This window comes from uncultured Kordia sp. (assembly GCF_947496985.1).
Taxonomy (GTDB): Bacteria; Bacteroidota; Bacteroidia; order Flavobacteriales; family Flavobacteriaceae; genus Kordia.
The window spans coordinates 601,928-613,567 of record NZ_CANMEZ010000001.1 but is presented as its reverse complement, the minus strand read 5'-3'; the positions used below and the strand labels follow the sequence as shown (position 1 = coordinate 613,567).

Annotated in this window: 7 protein-coding genes; 4 read left to right on the top strand and 3 right to left on the bottom strand. The window is 35.1% G+C overall.

Annotated elements, in window-relative coordinates:
- The first annotated feature begins 15 nt into the window (after positions 1-15).
- A complete protein-coding gene (locus Q0828_RS02825; RefSeq protein ID WP_298417493.1) occupies positions 16-492 on the top strand; it encodes an acyl-CoA thioesterase in 477 nt (158 codons plus the stop codon).
- A gap of 65 nt (positions 493-557) precedes the next feature.
- Entirely contained in the window at positions 558-989 is a 432-nt protein-coding gene (locus Q0828_RS02820) for a DUF1761 domain-containing protein (protein WP_298417492.1), read from the top strand.
- Between the two features lie 48 nt (positions 990-1,037).
- Here the strand turns inward: Q0828_RS02820 and Q0828_RS02815 are convergent, their stop codons facing one another.
- From Q0828_RS02815 to Q0828_RS02805, 3 genes are all read right to left on the bottom strand, one after another.
- A complete protein-coding gene (locus Q0828_RS02815; RefSeq protein WP_298417489.1) occupies positions 1,038-1,745 on the bottom strand; it encodes a hypothetical protein in 708 nt (235 codons plus the stop codon).
- 156 nt (positions 1,746-1,901) lie between these two features.
- Positions 1,902-3,206 (bottom strand): ammonium transporter, encoded by a 1,305-nt coding sequence (locus Q0828_RS02810; protein ID WP_298417487.1) that lies wholly within the window; start codon positions 3,204-3,206, stop codon positions 1,902-1,904.
- Positions 3,207-3,231: 25 nt separating this feature from the next.
- Positions 3,232-4,218 (bottom strand): outer membrane beta-barrel protein, encoded by a 987-nt coding sequence (locus Q0828_RS02805; protein WP_298417485.1) that lies wholly within the window; start codon positions 4,216-4,218, stop codon positions 3,232-3,234.
- A 438-nt stretch (positions 4,219-4,656) separates the two neighbouring features.
- Here Q0828_RS02805 and gltB point away from each other — a divergent pair, with 438 nt between their 5' ends.
- On the top strand, positions 4,657-9,159 hold the full coding sequence (gene gltB, locus Q0828_RS02800; protein WP_298417483.1) for a glutamate synthase large subunit: 4,503 nt from the start codon (positions 4,657-4,659) through the stop codon (positions 9,157-9,159).
- A gap of 3 nt (positions 9,160-9,162) precedes the next feature.
- Entirely contained in the window at positions 9,163-10,629 is a 1,467-nt protein-coding gene (locus Q0828_RS02795) for a glutamate synthase subunit beta (RefSeq protein WP_298417482.1), read from the top strand.
- Positions 10,630-11,640: the final 1,011 nt, after the last annotated feature.

Below are 11,640 nucleotides of genomic sequence, written 5' to 3'. Positions count from 1 at the left end.
AAAAATAAATATACAATGTATTTTAAAGAATTTGACATCCGTTGGAGTGATTTAGATGCAAATAGACATTTAGCAAACTCAGCATACATAAATTTCATGAGCCATACACGTATGGGGTTTCTTATTGAAAATGGTTTTTCACAAAGAGAACTAGCTAAACACAATATAGGACCTGTTGTGTTTTATGAACACATGTACTATTTCAAAGAAGCCTTTCCTGGGAAACCTGTAAAAGTATCTTTAGAAGTTGGAGGGTTAAGTGAAGATGGAATGTTCTTTGAATTTCTACATAATTTTTATGATGCGAATGGAAAAAACTTTGCAAGCTGTGAAATGATGGGTGCTTGGATTGATTTAAAAACACGTCAACTAATCGGTTTGCCAGAAGAATTTAATACTACTTTGCGTAATGTGCCTCGTGCAAAAACCTTTAAAATATTAACCAAAGAAGATACACGTCGTTTTGGGAAAAAGCCTGAAAATTTAAAGTAACTATTTGATTGTTAGTTAAAAAGAAGTATATTTAAAACAACCTTTATTAACTAACATCAAAAATTATGGAAAACATTAATTGGATTGCACTTGTGGTGGCAGCTTTGTCTACACTTGTGATTGGATTCGTATGGTATGGACCTTTATTTGGAAAAGCTTGGATGAAAGAAACAGGAATAACCGAAGAGCAAGCACAAAAAGGCATGCCTTTACGATTTGGACTCAGCGTTGTACTCGCTTTTTTTGCGGTATTTTTTATCTACGCAATATCAGTGCTTACAGGTGGCGAACCAGGAGACCCACACGGGCAAGACAAGTTTTTAACCTTTGGTCATGGAGTTGTGCATGGAATATCAGTAGCATTATTTATTGCAATGCCAGCTTTGGTTACCAATGCTTTATTTGAGCAAAAATCATTCAAATACATGTTAATCAATGTCGGTTATTGGATGGTTACTTTTGCCATTATGGGCGGAATTGTGAATGCTTGGACATAAAAATCTATTCTATATAAATTAAAAAGAGGCTTAATTAAGCCTCTTTTTTTATCCTTTCCAAATTCCATTATTCAACCCAATAATATAAGGAATTCCTCTGTAGACAGAAATATCGACTGCTTTTCCGCCACGTCCATATTCGACCCATCTATTAAATCTGTGACGAAAAATTCCGTTATTAACTCCTATAACCCAAACGGTTCCATCTCGATCACAAGTAATCTTTTGTCCAATTCCTCTTCCACGAAGTTGTATCCAACCCATTCCGTTTCCTCGCCAAATACTTCCATCTTCGGCTATGATATAAGGAATTCCACGATGCGCAGCAATATCTACAGCTTTTCCATAACCAGGATATAAATTCCAGTTTCTGCCATCAAATGAAAATATATTATTGTTTATACCAATAATCCATAATTGACCATTATCACTGTAAATTCGTTTTCCGAGTCCATTCCCAGGCATGGGAACCCAGCCAGAACCTGTTCCTTTCCAAATTCCATTATTCAATCCGATAATATAAGGTGTTCCATTATGTACCGCAATATCTATAGCTTTTCCACGTCCTGGATATTCTTGCCATCTACTTCCGTTATATGAAAAAATACTGTTACGCATTCCAATTACCCAAGCAGTTCCATTGTCATTATAAATAGCTGTTCCTTGTCCGCCACCACGCAATTGTTTCCATGTTTGCGCATTTCCAAAAGCAACACAAAAAAGTAATAAGATAAAAGTGTATGTGATTTTTTTCATAATAGAAATCATTAAAATGATATGTTTAAAAGTACAAATTTAATGCCATTTATAATGGTAAGCACTAATTGCATAAAATACAAAACCTTCGAAACTTTCGCTTCGAAGGTTTTTAACAATTAAATATATGGAAAGAAATTATTATGTTTTCTTGTGTTAACCTCTATCACGCTTTCCAGGATATGCAATTGTCCCATGCTCAGCTAAGTCTAAACCTTTCTCTTCTATTTCTGCACTAACACGCAAGCCAATTGTTTTCTTAAGTGTAAATAAAACGATAAACGATAAAGTAATTGCCCAAGCAGCATACGCTAAAACACCAATAGCTTGTGATCCTAATTGTGAAGCGCCACCTCCATTAAAAAGACCAATGCCTTTATCACCATCAACGCCCCAAAGACCAATAACTAATGTTCCCCAAGCACCAACAACACCGTGTACAGAAACGGCACCAATGGCATCGTCAATTTTAAGTTTCTTCTCAATAAATTCGATAGAAACTACCACTAAAATACCACCGATTAAACCAGCTAATACAGCGCCACCACTAGTCATGTTTCCACAACCGGCTGTAATACTTACCAAACCAGCAAGCGCACCATTTAACGTTTGTGCTAAGTGAGGTTTTCCATACCATATCCATGTAGTGATTAATGCTGCTAAACCGCCTGCAGCTGCAGCTAAATTGGTAATTAAAACTACATTAGAAGCACCGATTGCATCAGCTCCGCCCCAAGCAAGTTGCGATCCACCGTTAAAACCAAACCATCCTAACCAAAGGATAAACACACCTAAAGTTGCCATAATTTGATTGTGTCCAGGAATCGGCATTACTTTCCCATCTACAAATTTACCAATACGTGGACCTACTAAAATAGCAGCTACTAAGGCAGCCCAACCACCAACAGAATGTACAATAGACGATCCTGCAAAGTCAATAAAACCAAGTTTGGTTAACCAGCCTTCGCCTTGCCATTGCCATCCTCCAGAAATAGGATAAATAACTGCTGTCATTACTAAAGAGAAAATGATATATGTAGAATATTTTGTTCTACCTGCAATAGCTCCTGAAACAATTGTAGCAGCAGTAGCAGCAAACATAGTTTGAAAGAATAAGTCAGCGCCTTCTCCTTGGAATAAACCACTCCAAAAGAACCAACCGTTAGACGTATCTCCATACATTAACGAATATCCAACAATCCAATAAGTTAATGACCCAACACAGATGTCAAGAACATTTTTCATTGCAATATTAACTGCATTTTTAGAACGCGTCATACCTGATTCTACAAGAGTAAAACCAGCTTGCATAAAGAATACTAAGATACCTGAAAGTAACATCCATAGCATTCCCATGTCTGTATTAATTGCCTCTATTGCTGCTTCAAGGTCTTTAGTGGAAGCAGGTACAACTTCTTGAATTGCAATTAGGTTTGGTAAAATTGTTAAAAAATTATCCATCGTAATTATGTTTAATATTTGTTAGTTAAAATTGATATATAGCGGCAAGAACAAAAGAACCTAAACTTTTAGTTGCCATTAAATCGGTGTCAATAAAAATGTCTTCAGAACCACTATCAAGTCGAAATTCAGGTTTGATAATCAGATCTTCTTCAACAACATAACTTCCCGTAAGTGTTATAGAAAAAATGCTTGGATCATCAGGTGTGGCATCGCTTTGTGTTTGGAAGTACTCACCTCTTAAACCAACAGTTAAAGCTTCCGTTGTTTTATATTGAGGATAAATAGCTGCACCGTAAAAACCTTCACCTTTATTATCTGCATACGCAGCATTAATTCCTATAAAGAAATCTTTAGTAGCATCAAAACCACCTGTATAATCTATTTCAAAGCCTAATCCTGCTTTGTCATATAATAAGTTCAAAAATTGACCGCTGTAACCTAATTGTGCACCAACGGCGTAACTTCCATCAGGATTGAATTCGGTAACATCTGTTTGATTAAATACACCAAGCATTAAGCTAAAATCTTCAGAAAGTGTAAAATCGGCTTTTAAACCAGTATGAGAAAAAGGTCCGTTTGAAAATAAATAAGATGTACTATAGTTGAAGTTTCCTGTTGGAGCAATCACTTCGTAGCCTAAAAATGTATTAAATTTTCCTAAAGTAAGTTTTGTGTTTTCACTTATGTTGTAATAAGCGTATAACTGATTTAATTCGGTAGCACTTGCTGCTTCTCCTCTTGGACCAAAAACTAAATCGGCAACGGCACCAACTTTCCCTTTTTCATAAGAAGCGATAATATTTCCCATGCCTAAAGAGAAACCTGCTGTATCAGCAAAAGAAGTTGCAGGTGCAATTTGATTTTCGTCATTTGGCGCAGTAAAATTTGTTCTGTAATACGCGTCTAAACTTCCTCCAAAAGTGAATTTTTTTTCAGGAGCATCTGACTTTTCTTGTGCACTTAAAACAAAAGTTGTTAAAAGTAACATTAGTGTAAATAAATTTTTCATAAATCTCGAAAATTGACTGTTAGTTACTTTCGAAACTATGTAAAATTTGAATTAACCCTGTAAAAAATAGGGGTAAAAGTTTAATTTTTATGAATATTTTAATTTATACCCTAATTTTTTTAGGGTTATACTTTTTTTGTTTGCTTTTTTAACAAATTAATAATTTCGATTTTGCATAATTGTTATTATTTTAATAAAATCAATAACTATTTTTCAATAAAATGACTTTTTCGCAAACGTTTTCGTAATAATTGATGTTTTAAAATAAGATAATTTCAATTGCATTTTTGTTAGAATATGCGCTTAAAATTGCTGATTTATCATTTAAAAAGGTTTTAATTATCGATTTACGAAAAGTGCTTTCCCTTTTTTTATTATAAAATTCTTGCTTCTATATTAGACAATAAATAAAGGAGTAAAAACCCCTAAAATTATTTGATGATGTTAAAGAAACAAGGACTCTATTTGCCAGAATTTGAACATGATAATTGCGGAGCAGGATTTATCTGTAGTTTAACAGGGAAACGTTCAAACGATATCATTCATAAAGCACTTGAAATTTTAGTAAAACTTGAGCATCGTGGTGCAGTAAGTTCAGATGGTGTCACAGGAGATGGTGCAGGTATTTTAATTGATATTCCTCATACGTTTTTTAAGAAATTCTGTGACTTCAAATTACCAAATGCTGGCGAATACGCGGTAAGTAATGTATTTCTTCCCCAAAAAACGAATCAACGTGAATTCTGTATTGAAGTCTTTGAAAAAGAAATTAAAAATCAAGATCTTGAACTTATTGGTTGGAGAGATGTGCCTGTAAATAGCAAGATTTTAGGAGAAATTGCTAAAGAAACAGAACCGTTTGTAAAACAATTATTCATTGGGAAAGCAAATAAAAAACAATCGGATAAAGACTTTAACCTAAAACTATTTGCTGCGCGTAAAATCACAGAGCATATTATATATGACTCTAAACTGTCTGAATCACAGTTCTTCTATGTGCCAAGTTTATCAACAAAAATTATCATTTTTAAAGGTTTACTAAAGCCTGAACATATCAATGAATATTACTTAGATTTATATGACTCCGTATTAGATACACGTTTAGCACTAGTACACCAACGATTTTCAACCAATACATTTCCAACGTGGGATTTAGCACAACCTTTCCGATATATTTGTCATAATGGAGAAATAAATACGCTTCGCGGAAATGTGTCTCGTATGTTTTCTCGAGAAGAAATTATGGAAAGTCCATTATTTGGAGAAGACATCAAAAAAATAATTCCAACAATACTAAAAGGAAAGTCAGATTCTGCAACTTTAGACATGGTCGTAGAATTATTACTCATGACAGGTCGTTCATTGCCAGAAGCCATGATGATGTTAGTGCCGGAAGCTTGGGAGAAAAATCCAAACATGTCTGATGCTAAAAAAGCATTTTATGAATACAATGCTTGCCTGATGGAACCATGGGATGGACCAGCGTCTATTCCGTTTACAGATGGTAACTTTATTGGTGCCGTTTTAGATAGAAATGGATTGCGTCCTTCACGTTACACAGTTACTAAAAATGGAAACGTAATCATGTCTTCCGAAACTGGAGTTGTAGATATCAAACCTGAAAATGTTGAATTTCATGGTCGTTTAGAACCAGGAAAAATGTTTTTAGTAGACATGAATGAAGGCAGAATTGTAAATGATGAAGAACTCAAAGAAGAAATAGCTTCTAAATATCCATACAGAAAATGGCTTGATGAAAATTTGGTACACCTGCGAAATATTTCAGCAAAAAAAGGACCAATCAAATATGACGAAATTGAACTCAAAAAACGGGAAGTTGTTTTTGGATATACACAAGAAGATTTAAATACAATCATTCGTCCAATGGCGCAAAATGCCAAAGAACCAATCGGATCTATGGGAAGCGACACGCCAATTGCCATTCTTTCGGAAAGACCGCAATTAGTCTACAACTACTTCAAACAACTATTTGCACAGGTTACGAATCCTCCGTTAGATGGTGTTCGTGAAGAATTAATCACAGACATCAGCCTCACACTTGGAAGTGATGTGAATCTATTTGACATCAATGCAGCACATTGTAAAAAGCTAAAAATTCAAAATCCAGTCATCTCTAAACACGATTTAGATAAAATTAGAAACTACGATAGCAATCCAAACTTCAAAGTAGCTTCCATATCAATGTTATATGAAGTAAACAGAGGATTAAATGAACTTGAAGTTGCATTAGAAAACCTAATGCATAAAGCTTCCAAAGCTATAAATAATGGAGCAAATATTATCATTCTATCTGATAGATATGTAGATGAAAAACATGCGCCAATTCCTGCATTATTGGCATGTTCCTATGTTAATCATGCATTGCATAAACTCAAAAAGCGTTCAAGAATTAGCTTAATTATTGAATCGGCAGAACCAAGAGAAGTACATCATTTTGCATTGCTATTTGGTTTTGGAGCAAGTGCCGTAAATCCGTACATCGTAAACGAAATTGTAGAAAAGCAAGTGCTAAATGGTGATATAACGGATTTAGAATACTTACCAGCCATTAAAAATTACAACAAAGCAATTGGAAAAGGAATTCTAAAAGTGATGAACAAAATAGGAATCTCAACCTTAAACTCTTATCGAGGTTCGCAACTATTTGAATGTATCGGAATCAATGCTACAACAGTCAAAAAATACTTTCCAAACACACCAACACGTATTCAAGGTATTGGCTTACGCGAAATAGAACGCGAAATAGTAAAACGTCACAAAAAAGCATTTCAAGTCAATGATGTCAACGCAGAAATTGAAGTTGGTGGAGAATACAGATGGCGACGTGGACAAGAAAAACATATGTTCAATCCGTTAACGGTAGCAAAACTGCAAGAATCTGTTCGAACGAACAAAGCATCAACTTTCAAAGAATACTCTGAATTGGTAAACAATCAGTCTAAAAATCTAATGACAATCAGAGGTTTATTTGAATTTGATCAATTTGACCCAATTCCGTTAGAAGAGGTAGAGCCTTGGACAGAAATCGTAAAACGTTTCAAAACTGGCGCTATGTCATATGGTTCTATCAGTAAAGAAGCACATGAAAACTTGGCCATTGCAATGAACAGAATTGGTGGAAAATCTAATTCTGGTGAAGGTGGAGAAGATCAAGAACGTTTCTACAAAAGCTCACAAGGCGATTGGAAAAATTCAGCCATCAAACAAGTCGCTTCAGGACGTTTTGGTGTGACGTCAAACTATCTCACAAGCGCAAATGAAATTCAAATAAAAATTGCACAAGGTGCAAAACCTGGCGAAGGCGGACAATTGCCAGGTCCAAAAGTAAATCATGAAATAGCAAAAACACGAAACTCTACACCATATGTTGGACTCATTTCGCCACCGCCTCATCACGATATCTATTCCATAGAAGATTTATCACAACTAATATATGATGTAAAATCTGCAAATCGTGAAGCACGTATCAATGTAAAATTAGTTTCAGAAGTTGGTGTAGGAACAGTCGCGGCAGGAGTTGCCAAAGCAAAAGCAGATGTCATACTCATCTCTGGTTTTGACGGCGGAACAGGAGCTTCTCCATTAACATCATTAAAACATGCAGGCTTGCCTTGGGAATTAGGAATTGCCGAAGCGCAACAAACCTTAGTCATGAACGATTTACGAAATAGAGTGGTTCTAGAATGTGATGGACAACTAAAAACAGGTCGTGATGTTGCCATTGCATGTTTGCTTGGCGCAGAAGAATTTGGTTTTGCAACAGCACCATTAGTAGCTTCAGGTTGTATCATGATGCGTGTATGTCACTTGAATACCTGTCCTGTTGGAATTGCAACGCAGAATCCAGCATTGCGTAAAAAATTCAAAGGAAAGCCAGAACATGTAGTAAATTATATGTATTTCGTCGCACAAGAATTACGAGAAATTATGGCAAAACTCGGATTCAAAACAGTCAACGAAATGGTTGGGCAAGTACATAAATTAAACAGAAACAAAGCCATTGAACATTACAAAACTACTGGAATCGACTTAACGCCTATTTTACATAAAGTAGAAGTTGCAGACAATGTAAAAGTGTACAATACAGAAACGCAAGATCACAACCTAGAAACACATTTAGATTTCAAAATCATCAAACAAGCGCATCAAGCATTGTTTAGAAGACAACGAACAGATTTACAACTAGACATAACCAATATTGATAGAGCTGTTGGCGCGATTGTAAGCAATGAAATCTCAAAAATATATGGTGCAGAAGGTTTGCCAGAAGATACCATTAATATAGATTTTACAGGTGCTGCGGGACAAAGTTTTGGTGCATTTACAACCAAAGGAATTCGTATGACAGTTCATGGGAATACGAATGATTACTTAGGGAAAGGACTTTCTGGCGGAAAACTCATCATAAAAGTACCATCGGCATCAACCATAATTCCCGAAGATAATATCATTACAGGAAACGTAACGTTGTACGGAGCAACTTCTGGCGAAGTATACATCAATGGAAAAGCAGGAGAACGTTTCTGTGTTCGAAACTCAGGAGCAAAAGCAGTTGTAGAAGGAATTGGTGATCATGGATGCGAATATATGACTGGCGGAGTTGCTGTTATTCTTGGAAAAGTTGGACGAAACTTTGGCGCGGGAATGAGCGGTGGAATTGCCTATGTATTAGATATCGAAAACACATTTCTGCAAAACTGTAATGGAGCCGAGTTAAACATTGATCCAATTGAATTGGAAGAAGACAAAGCAACATTAAAACAACTCATAGAAAATCATTACGAAGCTACATCAAGTCCATTAGGAAAACGAATACTAGAAAGCTGGGAAATCTACCTTCCGAAATTCATAAAAGTATTGCCTGAAGAATATAGAAAAGCATTAGTGCGATTAGAACAAGAACAACTTGAAACGGTATAAGATATGGGAAAAATAACAGGATTTTTAGAGCACAAACGTCAAGATGAAGCATATCAAGTTGCAACGGAACGTATCAAAAATTACAAAGAATTTACAATTCCATTAGAAGAAACTGAACTCAAAAATCAAGGTGCACGTTGTATGGATTGCGGCATTCCGTTTTGCCATAGTGGCTGTCCGTTAGGAAATCTAATTCCAGACTTTAATGATAAAGTATACAAAGGAAAATGGAAAGAAGCAGCAGCAATTTTACACGCTACCAATAACTTTCCAGAGTTTACAGGTCGTTTATGTCCAGCTCCGTGTGAAGAAGCCTGTGTATTAGGTATTAATGAAGATCCGGTAAGTATTGAAAACATTGAAAAAAACATTGTAGAAACCGCTTTCGCAGAAGGTTGGATTATTGCAAAACCGCCAACAATACGAACTGAAAAAACGGTTGCAATCATTGGTTCTGGACCAGCAGGTTTAGCGGCAGCACAACAACTCAATCGTGCAGGTCATTCAGTCACTGTTTTTGAACGAGACGAAAAAGTTGGTGGTTTATTGCGTTATGGAATTCCTGATTTTAAAATGGAAAAACAAATCATTGACAGACGTATCAAGGTTTTACAAGAAGAAGGAATTACGTTTAAAACAAATGCGCATGTTGGTGTAAATGTAAAAGCGAGTCAATTAAAAGAAAATTTTGATGCCATATTGCTGTGCGGAGGCGCAACCATCCGAAGAACCATTCCAATAGACGGAGCAGATGCAAAAGGTGTACATCAAGCAATGGATTTCTTAAAAAAGAACAATCAATATGTAGATGGTTTGCTAAACTTTGATCAAATCATTTCAGCAAAAGATAAAAAAGTCATCGTAATTGGCGGTGGCGATACAGGTTCAGATTGTATCGGAACCAGCAATCGTCATGGTGCAATATCCGTCACAAACTTTGAAATTTTGAGCAAACCAACTATTGGTCGTCCTGCACATCAACCGTGGCCATATTGGCCAATGAAACTCAAAGAAACATCATCACATCAAGAAGGTGTAGAGCGTTTCTTTAGCATCTCCACAAAAGAATTTATAAAAGACAAAAAAGGAAATCTAACAGGTTTAAAAACGGTAGAAGTCGAATGGATTTTCAAAGAAGGAGAACGTCCACAACTCAAAGAAATATCAGGTACAGAAAAGCATTGGGAATGTGACTTAGTATTACTAGCATTAGGTTTTACAGGAGCCGAAAAAACCTTAGCAGACGAGTTTGAACTCGAAATGGATTTCAGAAACAATATCAAAGCGACGACAAAAAACTATGCCACCAATCAATCAGGAATATTTACGGCTGGCGATATGCGCAGAGGACAATCATTAATCGTTTGGGCAATCTCAGAAGGTCGCCAAGCGGCACATCATGTAGATGCCTTTCTAATGGGAACTTCAAACCTTCCACTAAAAGATAATAGTGATTTGCCACGTATTTAGGTTAAATTTTTTTAATGATTTCTAAAATGGCGATCTTAAGAAATAATGAGCGAAAAACAGAATTGCAAAGCGAAGCTTTAAGCATGAAGTGCATGAGCGAATGTTGCATAGCAATTTCCTATAGATCGTCTTGACTTTTTTGACTCGTTTTTGTGTCAAGACAAAAATGAGTGTTACTAAATGACTGTCTTGTAATCTTAAATTATAATTTTTTTTAAACAGATTATATTAAAACATATTTAAGAAGAAATAAATCTATAATTGATAACAAAATTCCCTGCAAAGACAGAAAAAACAACAATATTTTTCAACAATACATTAGGAATCTAAAAAAACTTTTACAATATTTGATATAACAAATGAACAAACAAATTATAAATATCATTGCTATCAACGTCATTGTGATTCGCTCACAACGATAAGGAATGCTATCTATAATTTCACTATAAAAATTACAAAGCCTTCCTTTATCGGAAGGCTTTTTTTATTTCAAATCACACCAAAAAATGTGAGTTGAACTCATCCCGCTGAAGAGCGAGATCTTATAAAAAACAGTAAAGAAACTTTTATATTTTTTCAAACAACAAACAAAACAATGAATCAAACCATAATCAGCATTATCGTCATCGTCATTATAATTATGAACTCCACCTGAGTTGATACGATTTGCTATATAAAAATATAAAGCCTGTATCAATTGCGATACAGGCTTTTTTTAGTGAAACTCAGTTTTAAGAAATCCGAAGGATGCGCTTAAAACTGTAAGTTGAACTAATCCCGCTAAAGAGCGGGATCTCATAAAAAACCAAAAAACAATCGAAACGACGAAAAACAAAGAATAAATAACAAAAAACACAGTAAAAAACAACACGTTGAGCATTGTATTTGAATAATAGTAATAACCTAATAATCAGTATATTAAATAAAAAAATTAACAATTGATTCTAGGGGAATCATCAAAACAGAATACACAAAAAAAAACAATAAAATTAATTTCGAATAATAATAACT

What these genes read in the sequence shown, in the direction of transcription:
- Q0828_RS02825 (WP_298417493.1), top strand. Translation starts at nt 16, where the DNA reads ATGTATTTTAAAGAATTTGACATCCGTTGGAGTGATTTAGATGCAAAT.
- Q0828_RS02820 (WP_298417492.1), top strand. Translation starts at nt 558, where the DNA reads ATGGAAAACATTAATTGGATTGCACTTGTGGTGGCAGCTTTGTCTACA.
- Q0828_RS02815 (WP_298417489.1), bottom strand. Translation starts at nt 1,745, where the DNA reads ATGAAAAAAATCACATACACTTTTATCTTATTACTTTTTTGTGTTGCT.
- Q0828_RS02810 (WP_298417487.1), bottom strand. Translation starts at nt 3,206, where the DNA reads ATGGATAATTTTTTAACAATTTTACCAAACCTAATTGCAATTCAAGAA.
- Q0828_RS02805 (WP_298417485.1), bottom strand. Translation starts at nt 4,218, where the DNA reads ATGAAAAATTTATTTACACTAATGTTACTTTTAACAACTTTTGTTTTA.
- gltB (WP_298417483.1), top strand. Translation starts at nt 4,657, where the DNA reads ATGATGTTAAAGAAACAAGGACTCTATTTGCCAGAATTTGAACATGAT.
- Q0828_RS02795 (WP_298417482.1), top strand. Translation starts at nt 9,163, where the DNA reads ATGGGAAAAATAACAGGATTTTTAGAGCACAAACGTCAAGATGAAGCA.